The organism is Butyricicoccus faecihominis (assembly GCF_014648015.1).
Classification (GTDB): Bacteria; Bacillota; Clostridia; order Oscillospirales; family Butyricicoccaceae; genus Agathobaculum; species Agathobaculum butyriciproducens.
Window position 1 is genome coordinate 98,894 of sequence record NZ_BMQH01000010.1, and the last position, 17,590, is coordinate 116,483.

A 17,590-nucleotide genomic window follows, 5' to 3' on the forward strand; every position below is an offset into this window, starting at 1 on the left:
CGGTTTTCTCATATTGCAGTAACGGTAAGGACGGAGACTTACTTGTTCTTCAGGTTGAAGAAAGCCTTCTTGCCCAGGAACTGTGCAACATCCTCGCCCAGCTCTTCCTCGATGCGGAGCAGCTGATTGTACTTTGCAACGCGGTCGGTACGAGACGGAGCACCGGTCTTAATCTGGCCAGCGTTCAGTGCAACAGCGATATCAGCGATGGTTGCGTCCTCGGTCTCGCCGGAACGGTGGGATACAACTGCAGTGTAGCCAGCGCGGTTAGCCATCTGGATAGCATCCAGGGTCTCGGTCAGGGAGCCGATCTGGTTAACCTTGATCAGGATGGAGTTAGCAACGCCAAGCTCGATGCCCTTGGACAGACGAGCGGTGTTGGTTACGAACAGGTCGTCGCCAACCAGCTGGATCTTGTCGCCCAGAGTCTTGGTCAGCATAGCCCAGCCTTCCCAGTCTTCCTCTGCCATGCCGTCCTCGAGGGAGATGATCGGGTACTTCTCAGCGAAGTTCTTCCACATCTTAACCAGCTGCTGCTGAGTCAGCTTCTTGCCGGACTTCGGCTGGATATAGCACTTCTCCTCGTCGTTCCACCACTCGGAGGAAGCAGCGTCGATTGCGATCATGAAGTCCTCGCCCGGCTTGTAGCCAGCTTCTTCGATTGCCTGAACGATAACCTTCAGAGCATCCTCGTCCTTCTTCAGGTTCGGAGCGTAGCCGCCCTCATCGCCTACACCTGCTGCCGGAGTGCCGTTCTCCTTCAGGGTGGTCTTCAGCTGATGGAATACCTCTGCACAGCGGCGCAGAGCCTCGCGGAAGGACGGAGCGGAAACCGGCATGATCATGAATTCCTGAATCTCAACGTTGTTGGTAGCGTGTGCACCGCCGTTCAGGATGTTCATCATCGGCATCGGCAGGGTCTTAGCGTTGCAGCCGCCGATGTAGTTGTACAGCGGCAGGCTCAGAGCCTCTGCAGCAGCCTTGGCAACAGCCAGGGATACGCCGAGGATAGCGTTTGCGCCGAACTTGGTCTTGTTCGGGGTGCCGTCAGCCTCGATCATAGCCTTGTCGATTGCCTGCTGGTCGAGAGCGTTCATGCCGATAACAACCTCAGCGATCTCGCCGTTTACAGCGTCAACAGCCTTGAGTACGCCCTTGCCGTTGTAGCGGGACTTGTCGCCGTCACGCAGCTCGCAAGCCTCGAAGATACCGGTGGAAGCACCGGACGGAACAGCAGCGCGGCCCATGTATGCGCCGGTGTCGCCCTCAACGTAAACCTCAACCTCAACGGTCGGGTTGCCGCGGGAGTCCATAACTTCGCGGCCGATTACATCAACAATTTCAATGTAGCCCTTCATAATTCTTTCTCCTTCTTATTATAAAATAAAATGGTTGGCTAACGAAACAGCAAAAATCACATTTTTGCTGCGCCGCGCGCACGCGGCGATAAAATTCCCCATAAAAGTCCAGCTCTGCCGGACTTTTATACCACTGCTTCGGGACACGTGTCCCGAACCGTCTTTGCCGTGCAAAGATGAGGGGGATATCCGAAAAAGTTTCCTTGGGAACTTTTTCGGTATCTAAGGGGGACAGCGTCCCTCTTAGAGGCTCACTTTACGAGCAGCGAGTGACCCGTCATCTCCTCCGGCTGCTTGAGACCCATCATATCCAGCATGGTGGGAGCCAGATCAGCCAGTACGCCGCCTTCTGCCAGCTTGCCCTCGTGACCGATCATTACGAGCGGCACCGGGTTAGTGGAATGTGCGGTGAACGGAGTAACACCATCGGCATCAAGCATCTGATCGACGTTGCCGTGGTCGGCGGTGATCAGGCACTGGCCGCCCATCTTGAGGATGGCGTCAACGACCTTGCCTACGCCGTCATCGGTAGCCTCAATCGCCTTTACGGCAGCCTCGAATACGCCGGTGTGACCGACCATATCGCAGTTTGCGAAGTTGAGGATAACAACGTCGTACTTGCCGGACAGGATGCGCTTTACGCACTCCTCGGTAACGGCAGGCTCGCTCATCTCCGGCTGGAGATCATAGGTTGCAACCTTCGGGGACGGGATCAGAGCACGATCCTCGCCCGGGTACTCCTTCTCAACGCCGCCGTTGAAGAAGAACGTAACGTGTGCGTACTTCTCGGTCTCGGCAATGCGGAGTTGGGTCATACCCAGATCGGAGATATATTCGCCGAACGTGTTCTTCAGGCTCTGCGGCTTGAAGGCGATTTCCACGCCCGGAATAGTAGCATCATACTGCGTCATGCAGACGTAGTGGATCTTAGGCTGTACGCGCTCAAAGCCGGTGAATTCCGGATCAACGAATGCACGGGTGATCTCACGCGCACGGTCGGGGCGGAAGTTTGCGAAGATGATCGCGTCGTCGTCCTTGACGGTCGCGCCCTCGGTAACGATAACCGGAACAACGAACTCGTCGGTTACGCCGTTTGCGTAGGACTGCTCCATAGCCTCGTGTGCGGTAGCAGCGTGCTCGCCTTCGCCGAGTGCGATAGCGTTGTACGCCTTCTGTACGCGATCCCAGCGGTTATCACGATCCATTGCGTAGTAACGGCCGGATACGGTTGCAATGCAGCCGACCTCGACAGCGTCGATCTTGGCCTGCAGGCGGTCGATATACTCGATACCGGACTGCGGCGGCGTGTCGCGGCCGTCCATGAAGCAGTGGAAGCAAACCTTGCGCAGACCATTGCGGCGTGCCAGCTCGAGCAGTGCAAACATGTGGTCAATGTGGGAATGCACACCGCCGTCAGACAGCAGACCGAAAATGTGCAGGGTGGAATCGAACCACTTGCACTGGTTGATAGCGCTCATCAGAGCCGGATTCTCGAAGAAATCGCCGTCCTGGATGGCCTTGGTGATGCGGGTCAGCTCCTGATATACAATGCGGCCTGCACCGATGTTGGTGTGGCCAACCTCGGAGTTGCCCATCTGGCCGTCCGGCAGACCAACGTCCAGACCGGATGCACCGATATAGGTGAGCGGGTTCTCTGCGAAAATCTTATCGAGATTCGGCTTTTTAGCAGCCTCGATGGCGTTGCCCTTGGTCTCCTCGCGGTGACCGAAGCCGTCCATGATAATCAGAGCGGTCGGCTTCTTCGGGCCCTCTGCCTTCTTGGCAGCAGCGGCGGCTGCCTTGGGCTTGCGGCCGCGCTTTGCTGCCGGCTTTTTCTCCTCGGCAGTCTTAGCAGCGGTCTTGCGAGTACGCTTTGCCGCCGGCTTTTTTGCAGGAGCCGGATCTGCCAGAACATTAACCGGTGCGGAAGTCTTGATCTCGACTACCTCTACCTCCGGCATGCCCGGCATAGTGGTTTTTTTCATACTGATAAAACTCCTTTACAGAAGCGAACGATAAGAGAATAAAAGGGGACACGATATGCACCATGTCCCCCTCCGCAAAACGGTGAGGGAGCGTTTCCCTTTCCCGTATCCTTATCTTACTGGTTAGCTGCTTCTACGATGGTAGCGAAGTCAGCGCTCTTCAGGGAGGCACCGCCGATCAGGCCGCCGTCAACGTCCGGCTGAGCCAGCAGCTCGGAAGCGTTCTTCGCGTTCATAGAGCCGCCGTACTGGATGGTGATGCCGCGTGCAGCGCGTGCGCCGTACTTCTCGCGCAGGCAGTCACGGATAGCGGAGCAAACCTCGTTAGCCTGCTCTGCGGTAGCGGTCTTGCCGGTACCGATTGCCCAGATCGGCTCGTAAGCGATGACAACCTTCTTAATGTCCTCAACAGCTACGTTCTGCAGAGCGATCTTGATCTGCTTGCGGATAACTTCCATGGTAACGTCCTGCTCGCGCTCGGTCAGAGACTCGCCTACGCACAGGATCGGGCGCAGACCGTTCTCGAGAGCGACCTGAACCTTCTTGCCGCAAGCCTCGTCGGTCTCGTTGAAGTACTGACGGCGCTCGGAGTGGCCGATGATAACGTACTTAACGCCCAGCTCCTTGAGCATGTCAGCGGAGATCTCGCCGGTGAAAGCGCCGGACTTCTCGAAGTGCATGTTCTCAGCGCCGATTGCAATCTTGGAGCCCTTAGCAGCCTTTACAGCAGCCTGAATATCGGTAAACGGTACGCAAAGAACCATCTCGCACCACTTGGTCTTGGACAGGAGCGGCTTCATCTCTTCGATCAGAGCCTTAGCCTCTGCCGGAGTCTTGTTCATCTTCCAGTTGCCGGCGATAATGGTCTTACGATATCTGCGATTCATGTTGGTTTTACCCCTTTCAAACATTCGGACGGACTTTTCCGTCTTAAATCTTTATGTATTTATACGGAGCGCTCAACAGAACGCGCTCCGATATAAAGCGTTCCTAATGGACTTACTTGTCCTGCAGGCATGCGATGCCCGGCAGCTCCAGACCCTCGAGGAACTCCAGAGAAGCGCCGCCGCCGGTAGAGATGTGGGTCATCTTGTCAGCAAAGCCCAGCTTCTCAACAGCAGCTGCGGAGTCGCCGCCGCCGATGATGGAAACAGCCTTGCTCTCAGCGATTGCCTTGGCAACAGCCTTGGTGCCGACTGCGAAGGTGTCAAACTCGAATACGCCCATCGGACCGTTCCAAACAACGGTGCCTGCGTCCTTGACAGCCTCGGAGAACAGCTCTACGGTCTTCGGGCCAATGTCCATGCCCATCATGTCAGCCGGGATCTTGCCAGCCTCGTATACGACCGGAGCAGCGTCCGCGCCGAAGTGATCTGCACAAACGGTATCAACCGGCAGGAGCAGCTTAACGCCCTTGTCAGCAGCCTTCTTGAGCAGGCCGAGTGCCAGCTCGATCTTGTCTTCCTCACAGAGAGAGGTGCCGATCTCGCCGCCCTTTGCCTTGGAGAAGGTGTAGGCCATGCCGCCGCCGATGATGATGGTGTCGCACTTGTCAATCAGGTTCTCGATAACGCCGATCTTGTCGGAAACCTTAGCGCCGCCCAGGATTGCAACGAACGGACGAGCCGGGTCGCTCAGAGCCTTGCCCATGATGGAGATTTCCTTCTTGATCAGGAAACCGCATACAGCCGGCAGGTAATCTGCGATGCCTGCGGTGGAAGCGTGTGCACGGTGTGCGGTGCCGAATGCGTCGTTGACGTAAATGTCAGCCATGTCAGCCATAGCCTTTGCCAGCGCAGCGTCGTTCTTGGTCTCGCCCTTTTCAAAGCGAACATTCTCAAGCAGAACGACCTCGCCCGGCTTAACCTCAGCGGCCAGCTTCTTAGCATCCTCGCCTACAACGTCCTTTGCCAGCTTGACTTCCTTGCCAAGCAGCTCGCCCAGACGCTTAGCGACCGGAGCCAGCGAATACTTCATGTTTACTTCGCCCTTCGGACGGCCGAGGTGCGAGCACAGGATTACAGCAGCGTTGTGATCCAGCAGGTAGTTGATGGTCTCCAGCGAAGCACGGATGCGCTTGTCGTCGGTGATGTTGCCGTTCTCGTCCTGCGGTACGTTAAAATCGCAGCGGGCAATTACCTTCTTGCCGGATACGTCGATATCCTCAACGCTCTTCTTGTTATACTGCATAAATATCCCTCTCCTTTAAGATGTATTATAAAGTTACGATAAGGAACAAAAGCACGAACTTATTACTTAAATAATTCCGTTTCCAATACAGAATTATACTCGTAATTCGTGTCATTCGCAAGCAAAATTGTGAAAATCATCACATTCCAACTCGCTTTTAGAGGATTTTTGCGTTTTTCGCCAAAAAGTTGCGAAATATTAAACAACATTCACAATTTTTGCATCAATCCCGCGGCGTTCCATAATACGCTACAGCCATCGCCAGCGGACCAGTATTTGTCAGAACCGAAGGACCGATCGCTACGCGTTCCACATCGCGGAATCCAATTTCGGTACGCAGACGCTTTTCCATTTCATCCAGACGCTCGGCGGGTACGTCGCCGTAGAGCAGGATAGCCGTCTGCTTATCCGGCTGCACCACACGGGCGGAGACTTTTTTGCTCATTCCGGCAACGAGTGCCTTCTCACCGCGCACCTTGTCACACACCTTTACCGCACCGTCATACACATGGCTGATGGGCTTGAGACCGAGCGCCTCACCCACGAAGGCCGCGCCGCCCGAAATACGGCCGGACTTCTTGAGGAACTTGAGGCTGTACACACCGAGGTAGGCTTCCACGCGGTTAAGACGGCTTTTTACCACGCTGACGATCGCGTCAAAGCTCTCGCCCTGCTCACGCATTTCGGCAGCCTTGACAACAATGTGTCCGTAAATATAGGTGTATGTCTTGGAGTCGATGACCTCGATGGTCATTTTGCCCTCACCCTGCTCCTCCTCGAACATGGATTTTGCAAGGCAGGCCGCCTGATAGGTACCCGAGCCGCCGCCGTTGATGAGCACTGCCAGCAGATGCGTGCAGCCGCGCTCAAATGCACGGTTGTAGGACTCGAGGAATACGGTCGGCGTAGTCATGGCCGTGCCGGGAATCTCGCTGCTGGTCTCGAGCAGCCTGCAGTAGTCCTCAGATGTGATGTCGTAATATTCGCGGAAGCTGCGTCCCTCATGCGTCAGCATGATCGGAACGATCTCAATGCCGTGCGCCTCTACCAGATCGTGCGGAATATCCGATGAGGAATCGGTCAAAATATGAATCTTTTCCATTCTTTACTCCTTTATGCCTGCGGAAACGGTCCCGCAAGTCTCAGATTTTCAAAGCCGGTCTGCCGCAGTGCCTCAAACACAATAACAGCGACCGAGTTAGACAGATTAAGGCTGCGCGCGCCCTCTCTCATGGGAATGCGGACGCAGCGTTCCGGGTGCTCGATGAGCAGCGCTTCCGGCAGACCGCGGGTCTCTTTGCCGAACATCAGGTAGTCGCCGTCGCAGTATTCCACCTCATGATAGGCGTGCGGTGCCTTTGTTGTCGCATAGAAGTAGCGGCCGTCCGGATTTTTCTCAAAAAATTCATCCAGATTTTTATACATACGCACATCGAGCAGGTGCCAGTAATCCAGACCGGCCCGCTTCATGCGCTTATCGTCGATAGCAAAGCCGAGCGGCTCGACCAGATGCAGCACACAGCCTGTCGCCGCACAGGTGCGGGCAATGTTGCCGGTGTTCTGCGGGATCTCCGGCTCGACCAAAACAATGTTGAGCATACTTTCGCCTCATTTACGAACTAAACTTCTTCTATTTTATGCGATAACACCGTATTTTTCAAGGTATATTCCCATTTTTCCGCAAAAAAGTTTCCTCTGAACACAAGATTCAGAGGAAATTTTCATGCACTATACTAATTTTTGATGATTTTGAACGAACGGCACATATCTTCAATTACTCAATATCCGCATAGACGCCATAGATATAGCCTTCCGCTGCGGCCTGCTCATCGGTCAGCACTTCGCCGGTAAGGCTCGGACCGGACGTATCGTCCTTGTATTCCACGCCCAGCTTGCCGGTGTGCAGCGTCATCGAGCGGGTCTGCTCCGAGCCGTCAGTAAAGGTGATGGTAACGGTCAGCTTTGCGCCCTCAAAACCGTCCACGGCCGCGTGCCACGAATCCTGCAGATCATCGTCCGTAGTTTCCGGCTGGCTGGGCAGCCACAGACCGTAGCCGGCGTCCGGGTCGTACTCGTCGGTGAAGCCGTTGTCCAGCTTCCAGCACAGGTCGGCGTACATATGCATCTCGTCACTGCCCCAGACCATGATCCGGTCTGCACCGTCGAGTTCGGGGTTGGTGCCCTGATGCATCGAGCGCACCCACTCGTCACGGTCGGCCGATGTATCCTTGACGGTTTTCGCGCGGTAGACTGCGCCCTTGTCGATGGTCGCGGATATGGTTTTGATATTCTCGCCGGTGACTTTGAACAGACAGCCGGAGTAAAAACCCTTTTCCGGATCGTCTGCGCCGCTGCCGGTGTCGAACACGATTTTGCTGTCCTTCGGCTGACGCAGCTCGCCGGTGTCGGCGGCATAGGCTGCAAAGCCGAATGTGTGACTGATGGCATCCGCTACGACTGCACTGCCGGTCTGCGCGGTGCCATTATGCATGCGATAAACCGCCGTACCGCCCAGCACAATACCGAACGCGCAGGCTGCCGCCAGAAGGCGCTTTGCCATTCCCCACGGATGGCGCGGCACCGCATGCAGCGGTTCGTTCGTCAGCTTACGCGCCTCACGAGCTGCTGCCAGCGTTCGCTCCTTGAGCTCCTGCGGAGCCTTGATGTCCTTCAGTTCGTTCCAGTTGTTCTTCATCGTAAGATCCCTCCAAATCCAGCTTTAATTGCTTTCTTGCGCGATACAGCCGCGTGCGTACCGTTGCCGGACGGCATCCGACCATTTCCGCGATTTCCTCTGTGCGGTAGCCCTCCACATAGTGCAGCCACACCGCGATTCGCTGATCGTCCGGCAGTGCGTGTACCGCCTGCCACAGCTCGCTGCTGCTTTCCGGTTCCGGAGCGGCAGCATCCGCGGCGGCTTCCATCGGTGCGGTGCGCTTAAACCACGCCGAGCGGCGAAGATCGGTGCACCGGCTGAGCGTTACGCGCAGCAGCCATGCTTTCAGATGCTCGGTGTCGCGGAAATCGGTGTCGTCCCGCAGCAGCCGGAGAAAGACTTCCTGATAGACGTCCTCTGCGTCCGCACGGCTGTTCAGTCTGCACAAAGCTAATCGGTAGACCGCGTCGCCGCAGGTGTCCATCGCCTGCTGCAGAAATGTGTCCGACCTGAGTTTTGTCTGCATTGCTCTCTTCTCCTTTCACCACCAACACGTTTTGCAGCGGCAAATCGTTCCCGCTTCCGCCGGATTTTTTGAGATTTCGGCTTGTTTTCCCTTTACTTTGTGTTTACCTACAATTTACAGAGGTTATTCTTGTGATATATGCACAAAAACTTTCGCATTTTCTCTGGAACATTAAACAAAAAATCTATTGCATTTTTATCTAAAACGACTATAATAATAATTGTTCTAAGGAACACAACAAATCGACAATAACCAACAACCACATTGGTTTTTATATTTCATTTGCTCTCTTTTTTTCTTTTTTCTTTCTTTACTCTTTACCTGCTCTTTGAGGGAAAATCGCCGTCTGATTCATCAGGCGGCTTTTTTCCGCCCTTTTTCACTTCGTGAGGACAAAAGGATGGACACCAAGGTTTCCATCCTCTTGACTCCAGCTTCCTCACACCGCCGTCTATCCGATTTGCACCACTTTATAATGAACAAATGAAATTGTTACGTTAATTTTCCATTCTCAATTTTCCATTCTGCATAACGCAAAAGGCGATACCGCGTTCAACCGCGATATCGCCTTTTCTCATTCCGCGAAAAAGTCTCTGGTCTGCTGCACATTTTCCTCGATGGCGGTCTTGAGCGCCTCCACCGATTCAAACTGCATTTCCGGACGCAGGAACTTATGCAGCTCCACATGGATCATCTTGCCGTACAGATCGCCCGCAAAGTCAAGCAGATGCGGCTCGATGGTCGGTGCACCGCCGTCTAAAAATGTCGGCTTTACACCGATATTGGTCGCTGCGATATAGCTTTGTCCGTCCACCAAAACGCGGGTTGCGTACACACCGTACGGCGGCAGCGCCATTTCGGTCGGCAGACGCAGATTGACCGTCGGCACCTGCAGAACGCTGGTTCCCACACGCCGTCCGTGCTCCACAATACCGGAAACCGTATACGGATGACCGAGAAACTTAGCCGCACCTTCCATATCGCCCTGCGAAATCAGCTGACGAATATAGGTGGAGGACACCACAATGCCGCCAATCTTGACATCCTCAATGCAGTCATAGCCGATGCCGGCCTTTTCACACTCAATAGCCATGCCTTCTGCGTTGCCCTGCCCCTTATAGCCGAAACGGTTATTGCGCCCCGAGATGATCCAACCCGCGTTAAAGCGACCGATGAGCAGCTTGTGGATAAAGTCGCGCCAGTCCATGTGCTGCATTTCATGGTCAAAGTGACCGAAAATAACCTCGTCCACACCGCCGAGCTTTTTGATCTCCTCGGTGCGATATGCATTTGCGGTCAGCAGCGGCACCTGACGGCCCATAACGACCGAATCCGGATGCACATCAAACGTAAAAACCGCACTCGTGCCGCCGATTTGCTTGGCCCGCTCGACCGCACGCTGCATGAGCGCCCGATGCCCCAGATGCACGCCGTCAAAGTAGCCGAGCGCGATGGCACGCGGCTTTGTAACTTCTATCATAAGGGAATCCCCCTGAAAAAAATTGATAATTGAAAATTGAGAATTGAGAATGAATGCGGCGCTTTGCGCTTATTAAATCATCGCGCAAGGCGCGATACCTTCATTATCCATTTTCCATTTTCAATTCTCCATTTCTGTTTGTATGCAAAAAACTTATCGAAAGTTTTTGTATACAAACAGACCTAAACCACCCTTATCCAGCTCTCTCACCTGACCGAGCATAAGGAACCTGTCCTGATGGTACACACGGCAGATGGTATCTGCGGTCTCCGGCAGACTGTCGGTCTGGCGCGGAAACACAACTGCACCTCTCGCAATGCGCTCTGCGCCCTCGTCGGTGAGCGAAACGGCGGGTCTATCGGTAAACAGGCTGTCGGTCGGCAGCAGAAGCTGCTGCATGGTGCCCTCTGCCATTGCCTGCTCACACTCGGCAAAGGTATGGCACTGCGCCAGCTCATACGCGCCCGAACGGGTGCGCTCCAGACTGTGCAGCACGGCCAGCGTGCCCAGCTTTTCGCCAAGGTCATTGACCAGTGTGCGGACGTAGGTGCCCTTGCTGACCTTACACCGCAGCGTGCCCTTCTGGGCATTCTCATCGAAGTCGAGCAGGTCCATTTCGTGCACAATGATATCGCGTGCCGGACGCTCGACTTCCCTGCCCTTGCGGGCCAGGTCGTACAGCTTCTGGCCGTTCACCTTGACCGCCGAGTACATGGGCGGCACCTGCTGCTGCGGACCGATAAAGCGCCGCACCATCTGCTTTACTGCGTATTCCGCGGCATAGCGTTCGCTGGTCTGGAGCATTTCGCCGGTGACATCCTGCGTATCTGTGCAGTAGCCGAGCGTAAACCCGGCAACGTATTCCTTATCCTGCGCTGCGGCAAAATCGGCCGCCTTGGTCGCACCGCCGACAAATACCGGCAGAACACCGGTCGCCATCGGGTCCAGTGTGCCGCCGTGACCGATCCTGCGCGTATGCAGAATGCCGCGCAGCTTGGCTACCACGTCATGTGAGGTAAAGCCCTGCGGCTTGTTCATCAGCAGGATGCCGTTCAGGTCACTTTGCTGCATGAAACTGCTCCTCTGCCGCCTTCAGCATAGCAGCCTTGGCTTCCGCCATGCGGCAGGTGAAGCTTGCACCTGCCGCACGGACATGACCGCCGCCGCCGACCTTCTTGCAGATAGCAGCCGCGTCCATCTCCTTGGTGGTGCGGACGGAAACGCGAACCGTACCGTCCGGCTTCTCGGTCAGCGTGATGCCGATCTGTACGCCCTCAATCTGGCGCGTGAGCGATGCAATCGAGTCCAGATCGTCCATATCCGCGCCTGCATGGTCGATATCCCTGCGCCAGAGCACGGCAACCGCGATCGCGCCGTTCTCGTGGAACTCCATCGTATCAAATACAATGCGCTCCATCTCAAAACGCGGACGCGATTTGGTCTCAAACAGCACGCGGTTGATCTCACCGCCGTCGATACCGGCAGTCAGGCAGGCCGCCGCTACCGCATGCGAATGCGCGGTCGTATTCGAGAACTTAAAGCAGCCCGTATCGGTCGAAACACCGATATAAATGCACTCTGCAATGTCGGCCGTGAACTTAACGCCGAGCGCGGTCAGCACATCGTACAGCACCTCGGCACAGCCGCCTGCATCCGGCCGGATGAGGTTTTTTTTGCCGAAGCCGTCGTTCGAGCCGTGATGGTCAATGACCAAATCGACCTTGCCCTTGTACGGCTCGGCCGTGTCCGGAAACAGCTTCTCCTCAGCGATATCAGTCGAAACCACATACGCCGGAACGAAATCCTCCGGCGGATAATACGGCACGATCAGCGGCGCATAACGCCTGGTAATCTCCGGATTTTCCAGAATATATGCGCGCTTGCCAATCTGCTGCAGACCGCGGCAGAGCGCACCGGCACAGCCTGCCGTGTCGCCGTCCGGTCTGCGGTGAGTCAGGATGAGAATGTCGTCCGCTGCCTGCAGCGCAGCAGCAGCGCCAGCAACGTCAACGATCATTCTGCGTCCTCCTCTCCCAGCTTGCCTTCATTTTTCAGCTCGTGCAGCACCTCGGAGATGTGTGCACCGTGGGTGATGGACTGATCCAGCTCAAATACCAGCTCCGGCGCGTAGCGCAGCTGTACCTTGTGGCCAACCTCGCGGCGCAGCCAGCCTGCCGCAGACTTCAGGCCCTTCATCACGTCCTTGGTCTGCTGCTCGCTGCCGAGTACGGAAATATAGCACTTCGCATAACGCAGATCGTTGGTAACATCGCAGTGTACCACGGAAACCATAGCCTCCTGTACACGCGGGTCCTTAACAGAGCGCATCGCCTCTGCCAGAGCCTTCATCACTTCTTCGGAAATACGATCAATTCGAGTAGACATAACTTTCCTCCTTTGAGGATTGATTAAAATCTGCTTGTACAGAAAATGCGATAAGCATTTTCACACGCACCGCAGTGCGTGATTCAATCCCCCATAAAAGTCCAGCTCCGCCGGACTTTTATACCACTGCTTCTGGACGCGTGTCCAGAACCGCCTTTGCCATGCAAAGGCGAGGGGGATATCCGCCAAAGTTTCCTCGGGAACTTTGGCGGTATCTAAGGGGGACAGCGTCCCCCTTAGAAGAAGCGGTTTTACCGCTTCACTTCTTCCATAACAAAGCACTCAATGATATCGCCTTCCTTGATATCATTGTAGTTCTCGATGCTCATGCCGCACTCATAAGAGGTTGCAACTTCCTTCACATCGTCCTTGAAGCGCTTGAGGGTATTCAGGTGGCCCTCGTGGAATACGATGCCGTCACGGACTACGCGAACCTCAGCGTTACGCTGAATCTTGCCGTCCTGTACATAGCAGCCTGCAACCGCACCTGCGCCGGTGATCTTGAACACCTGACGAACCTCTGCGTGGCCGAGAACAACTTCCTTGAACTTCGGCTCGAGCATGCCCTTCATGGCCTGCTCCATCTCCTCGATGGCATCATAAATAACGCGGTACATACGCATATCAACGCCCTGCTGTGCAGCGGAGTCGGTAGCGGTGCGGTCCGGACGAACGTTAAAGCCAACAATGATCGCGCCGGAAGCGGCAGCCAGCATAACGTCGGACTCGTTGATGGCGCCAACGGCACCGTGGATAACGCGCACGCGAACCTCTTCGTTGGTCAGCTTCTCGAGAGAGGAACGAACCGCCTCGACAGAGCCCTGAACGTCTGCCTTGACGATGATATTCAGCTCCTTCATCTCGCCCTGCTGGATGGAATCGAACAGGTTATCGAGCGTTACCTTGTGGAACAGCTTGTTGCGCTCTTCCTTCTCCTTGTCCTTGCGCTGCTCAACCAGCTCACGAGCCATCTTCTCGTCGTCTACGGCGTCAAAGATGTCGCCTGCACCCGGAACCTCAGCCAAACCGATGATCTCGACCGGAACGGACGGGCCTGCGGACTCAATCTTCTTGCCGTCGTCGTTGGTCATTGCGCGAACGCGGCCGACAGAGGTACCCGCGATAACGGTATCGCCTGCATGCAGGGTGCCGTTCTGTACCAGAAGGGTTGCAACCGGACCGCGGCCCTTATCCAGCTTTGCCTCGATGACGGTACCGTGCGCCTTGCGGTTCGGGTTTGCCTTGAGGTCAGCCATTTCAGCAGTCAGCAGTACCATTTCGAGCAGGTTGTCAATGCCCTGACCGAACTTTGCGGAGATGTTGCAGACGATGGTCTGACCGCCCCACTCCTCCGGTACCAGCTCGTACTCGGTGAGCTGCTGGAGCACACGATCCGGGTTTGCACCCTGCTTGTCGATCTTATTTACGGCAACGATGATCGGCACGTTTGCTGCCTTGGCGTGGTTGATCGCCTCGATGGTCTGCGGCATAACGCCGTCATCGGCTGCTACGACCAGAATAGCAATATCGGTTACCTGCGCACCGCGTGCACGCATGGAGGTAAACGCAGCGTGACCCGGGGTATCGAGGAAGGTGATCGGCTTGCCGCCAATCTTAACGCGGTATGCGCCGATGTGCTGGGTAATGCCGCCGGCCTCGCCCTCGATGACCTTGGTCTTGCGGATCGCGTCGAGCAGAGAGGTCTTGCCGTGGTCAACGTGGCCCATAACAACAACGACCGGATCGCGCGGCTGCAGCTCCTCTTCCTTGTCCTCGTGCTCATCGAACAGCTGCTCCTCGATGGTAACGTGTACTTCCTTCTCCACCTTGCAGCCCATTTCCTCTGCAACGATGGCTGCGGTATCGTAGTCGATCACCTCGGAGATGGACGCCATAACGCCCAGCTTGATGAGACCCTTGATAACATCCGCTGCGGTGCGCTTCATACGGGAAGCCAGCTCACCGACGGAAATCTCCTCCGGGATCATTACCTTTACCGGAATCTTCTTAAGTGCTGCCATCTGCTGCTGACGCTGCAGGCGGCGCATCTTCTCCTGCTCCTCCTGACGGCGCTTGTTGCCGAACGGCTTGGAGCGCTGGTCGGACTTCTTGGTCAGCTTCTGCTTCTTGCTGCCCTTGGACTCCATTCGCTCGGCCTTTGCGTCAACCAGCTTATCTACATGATCATCATATTTTGCAAGGTTTACGTCGCCGGTGCCGCGGGTATCAATGCGGTGAACCTGCTTAACCTTGCTCTGTGTCGGCTGCTGCTGCACGATAGGCTCCTCTCTCTTGGACTCGGTCTGCTGTTTGGTTTCCGCCTTGGACTGCTCCGGCTTCTTGCGGGATGCGCCCTGTGCGTTCAGCGTACCTTCCATGTCACTTACTTGATTATGCTGGGTGAGATACTCGAAAATGACCGACAGGTCGGTATCGTCAAGCACCTGCATGTGGTTCTTCGGTGCAGAGCGATACTTCGTCAGGATTTCGGTGATCTCCTTGGTGGATACGCCGAAGTCCTTTGCGACCTCGTGTACCCGATATTTATTGTCTAATGCCATGGGCAATAACCTCCTTACACACTTCGTTCAAAACCACGGTTTTGAACGAGAGAGGACGTACCGAACAATGTTCGGATACGTCCAAAGCTGCGAAAAGTTCCTCCTGTGTCGAAACTTTTCTCCGCTCTGGTATCAAATGCACGGGCAAAGCCCGCACATTTGATGCAAAGCTGCGCTTTGCTATTTATATACGCGCTTCGCGCGGGAATCAGGTTTTATTGCGGAAGCTGCGCTTGCCGCTGTTGAAGCTCGGCTTGCCTGTGCTGCTTTTACGGAACGGACGGTCGCCGTCCTTACAGAACGGGCGCTTCTCGCCGTCGTTCTTGCGATACGGACGGTATTCGCCGTCCTTGCGGAACGGGCGCTTTTCGCCGTCATTCTTGCGATACGGACGGTATTCGCCGTCCTTGCGGAACGGGCGCTTCTCGCCATCGTTCTTGCGATACGGACGGTCGCCGTCCTTGCGGAACGGGCGCTTCTCGCCGTCGTTCTTACGATACGGACGATATTCGCCGTCCTTGCGGAACGGGCGCTTCTCGCCGTCGTTCTTACGATACGGACGATATTCGCCGTCCTTGCGGAACGGGCGCTTTTCGCCGGACGGCTTGCGGTAGGTGCGCTTGGGCTTCTCCTCTGCCGATTTTTCGGTCTTGACCGGCGCTTCCTCGGTCTTTTCCGCCTTATCCTTATGCTTTTTGACGCCTCTGCGGGACTGGATCTTTGCGTTTTTTTCGCTAAGCTGCTGCGCCACTTCGGCGTATGCAGGATCCTGCTCCGCCAGCTTATTTACGGCTGCTGCCGCCATACCGATGTCCGCTACCGCGCACATCGCGCAGCCTGCCTTGCCGATCGCGCTGCCGAGTTCCAGCTTGCCGTGCGGCAGCGTCACGCACGGAACATTGGCCTTATCGGCGTAAAATGCGGCCTTTTTCGCTGCATTTGCGCCTGCATCACCCGCGATGAACACACAGCGGGTCTTGTGGTCGAAGCACGCTTCGCGCACCAGCTCGTCGCCGTAGGCCAGCTTGCCAGCACGGCGTGCCAGACCGAGCATTCTCAGAACCGGATCAGTTGCCATTTGCACCCTCCTGTTCCATCTGCTGCTCAAGCTGGTCATAGACCGACTCGGGCACCTCTACACTGAGCGCACGCTCGATCGCACGGCTCTTGCGGGCCTTTTTCAGACATTCCGGCTTGCCGCACAGATATGCGCCGCGGCCAGGTGCCTTGCCCTTGAAATCCAGCGAAAGCTCGCCTTCCGGCGAACGCACCACGCGGATCAGCTCCCGTTTCGGGAACATTTCACGGCAGCCGAGGCACTGCCGCATGGGAATCTTCTTCTGTACCATATTCTGCCGCACCTCCGCTTGCTTATTCGCCCTGAGACTCAGGAGCGATATCGATCTTGCAGCCGGTCAGCTTGGCAGCCAGACGCGCGTTCTGGCCTTCCTTGCCGATAGCAAGCGACAGCTGATCGTCCGGAACGATGACACGGCAGGACTTGTTGTCTGCCTGCATGGTGGCATTGATAACATCAGCCGGAGCGAGTGCCGCAGAAACAAACTGCGCCATATCCTCGTTCCACTTGATGATGTCGATCTTCTCGCCGTTCAGCTCGCCGGTGATGTTGGCAACACGCGCACCGCGGGTACCAACGCATGCGCCGATCGGATCGACGTTCTCATCGTGGGAAACAACAGCGATTTTGGTGCGGTTGCCTGCCTCACGCGCGATGGACTTGACCTCGACGATACCGGAGTGGATCTCCGGCACCTCCAGCTCAAACAGACGCTTAACCAGACCCGGATGGGTGCGGGAAACAACGACCTGCGGGCCGCGGGTGCCGCGGCGAACCTCGATGAGATAAACCTTCAGGCGCTGACCCTCGGTCAGAACCTCACCGCGCACCTGCTCGGAAGCGGCCAGAACAGCCTCGCTCTTCTCACCGCCGGAAACAACATCCAGATAAGCGGTGCCGGAGCGCGGATCAATGCGGGCAACCACGCCGTTCAGGATCTCGTGCTCCTTGCTCTCGAACTCGGAGATAACCATGCCGCGCTCTGCCTCGCGGATGCCCTGAATGATAACCTGCTTTGCAGTCTGGGCAGCAATGCGGCCGAAGGACTTGGTCGGGATGTCGATATCAATGATATCGCCTACCATCGGGTTATTCTTGTACTCGGCAGCCTCCTCGAGAGTAATCTCCTCGTACGGCTCGTACAGATCCTCCGCCTTGACAACCGTCTTGCGGACAAACATGTGAATGGTCTTCTTGTCGCGGTCCGGCTCAACATAAACATTGTCGGTCATGCCGTCGTTATCGCGCTTGTAGGCGGTGATCAGCGCCTGACCTACACGGTCAAGCATATAGTCTACCGGAATGCCTTTTTCCTTTTCCAGCTGTTCCAGCGCGTCAAAAAATTCTGCGTTAACCATTTTTTCCTATTCA

Annotated in this window: 16 protein-coding genes; all 16 read right to left on the reverse strand. The window is 55.9% G+C overall.

Going from position 1 to position 17,590, the window contains the following annotated elements:
- Nucleotides 1-38: 38 nt before the first annotated feature.
- The gene (gene eno, locus IEY11_RS10930) at nt 39-1,358 is read right to left on the reverse strand and encodes a phosphopyruvate hydratase (protein WP_117489732.1); all 1,320 of its coding nucleotides are present in this window, start codon (nt 1,356-1,358) and stop codon (nt 39-41) included.
- A 251-nt stretch (nt 1,359-1,609) separates the two neighbouring features.
- The gene (gene gpmI, locus IEY11_RS10935) at nt 1,610-3,343 is read right to left on the reverse strand and encodes a 2,3-bisphosphoglycerate-independent phosphoglycerate mutase (protein ID WP_279220761.1); all 1,734 of its coding nucleotides are present in this window, start codon (nt 3,341-3,343) and stop codon (nt 1,610-1,612) included.
- A gap of 116 nt (nt 3,344-3,459) precedes the next feature.
- Entirely contained in the window at nt 3,460-4,230 is a 771-nt protein-coding gene (gene tpiA, locus IEY11_RS10940; RefSeq protein WP_110435367.1) for a triose-phosphate isomerase, read from the reverse strand.
- A gap of 112 nt (nt 4,231-4,342) precedes the next feature.
- On the reverse strand, nt 4,343-5,533 hold the full coding sequence (locus IEY11_RS10945; protein ID WP_118728802.1) for a phosphoglycerate kinase: 1,191 nt from the start codon (nt 5,531-5,533) through the stop codon (nt 4,343-4,345).
- Between the two features lie 223 nt (nt 5,534-5,756).
- A complete protein-coding gene (locus IEY11_RS10950) occupies nt 5,757-6,635 on the reverse strand; it encodes a DegV family protein (protein WP_116704728.1) in 879 nt (292 codons plus the stop codon).
- A gap of 11 nt (nt 6,636-6,646) precedes the next feature.
- Complete coding sequence (gene trmL / locus IEY11_RS10955; protein WP_116704729.1) at nt 6,647-7,132, reverse strand: tRNA (uridine(34)/cytosine(34)/5-carboxymethylaminomethyluridine(34)-2'-O)-methyltransferase TrmL; 486 nt, start codon at nt 7,130-7,132, stop codon at nt 6,647-6,649.
- Between the two features lie 175 nt (nt 7,133-7,307).
- On the reverse strand, nt 7,308-8,228 hold the full coding sequence (locus IEY11_RS10960) for a hypothetical protein (protein ID WP_188886540.1): 921 nt from the start codon (nt 8,226-8,228) through the stop codon (nt 7,308-7,310).
- Nucleotides 8,149-8,715: an RNA polymerase sigma factor gene (locus IEY11_RS10965; protein WP_188886541.1), complete on the reverse strand. Its 567-nt coding sequence runs from the start codon at nt 8,713-8,715 to the stop codon at nt 8,149-8,151. The genes IEY11_RS10960 and IEY11_RS10965 overlap by 80 nt, the downstream gene beginning before the upstream one ends.
- Nucleotides 8,716-9,289: 574 nt before the next feature.
- Nucleotides 9,290-10,195 (reverse strand): riboflavin biosynthesis protein RibF, encoded by a 906-nt coding sequence (gene ribF, locus IEY11_RS10970; RefSeq protein WP_117489865.1) that lies wholly within the window; start codon nt 10,193-10,195, stop codon nt 9,290-9,292.
- A gap of 153 nt (nt 10,196-10,348) precedes the next feature.
- Nucleotides 10,349-11,266 (reverse strand): tRNA pseudouridine(55) synthase TruB, encoded by a 918-nt coding sequence (truB, locus tag IEY11_RS10975; RefSeq protein ID WP_188886542.1) that lies wholly within the window; start codon nt 11,264-11,266, stop codon nt 10,349-10,351.
- Nucleotides 11,253-12,212: a DHH family phosphoesterase gene (locus IEY11_RS10980; RefSeq protein WP_118728798.1), complete on the reverse strand. Its 960-nt coding sequence runs from the start codon at nt 12,210-12,212 to the stop codon at nt 11,253-11,255. The genes truB and IEY11_RS10980 overlap by 14 nt, the downstream gene beginning before the upstream one ends.
- Nucleotides 12,209-12,580 (reverse strand): 30S ribosome-binding factor RbfA, encoded by a 372-nt coding sequence (gene rbfA, locus IEY11_RS10985; RefSeq protein WP_110435377.1) that lies wholly within the window; start codon nt 12,578-12,580, stop codon nt 12,209-12,211. Before rbfA ends, IEY11_RS10980 begins: the two co-directional genes overlap by 4 nt.
- 251 nt (nt 12,581-12,831) lie before the next feature.
- Nucleotides 12,832-15,141 carry a translation initiation factor IF-2 gene (gene infB / locus IEY11_RS10990; RefSeq protein ID WP_117489859.1) on the reverse strand — a complete coding sequence of 770 codons (2,310 nt, stop codon included), beginning with the start codon at nt 15,139-15,141 and terminating at the stop codon, nt 12,832-12,834.
- Between the two features lie 208 nt (nt 15,142-15,349).
- The gene (locus IEY11_RS10995) at nt 15,350-16,219 is read right to left on the reverse strand and encodes a ribosomal L7Ae/L30e/S12e/Gadd45 family protein (RefSeq protein ID WP_188886543.1); all 870 of its coding nucleotides are present in this window, start codon (nt 16,217-16,219) and stop codon (nt 15,350-15,352) included.
- Complete coding sequence (gene rnpM, locus IEY11_RS11000; protein ID WP_117489855.1) at nt 16,209-16,490, reverse strand: RNase P modulator RnpM; 282 nt, start codon at nt 16,488-16,490, stop codon at nt 16,209-16,211. The genes IEY11_RS10995 and rnpM overlap by 11 nt, the downstream gene beginning before the upstream one ends.
- Before the next feature lie 22 nt (nt 16,491-16,512).
- Complete coding sequence (gene nusA / locus IEY11_RS11005) at nt 16,513-17,577, reverse strand: transcription termination factor NusA (protein ID WP_110435381.1); 1,065 nt, start codon at nt 17,575-17,577, stop codon at nt 16,513-16,515.
- Nucleotides 17,578-17,590 lie beyond the last annotated feature (13 nt).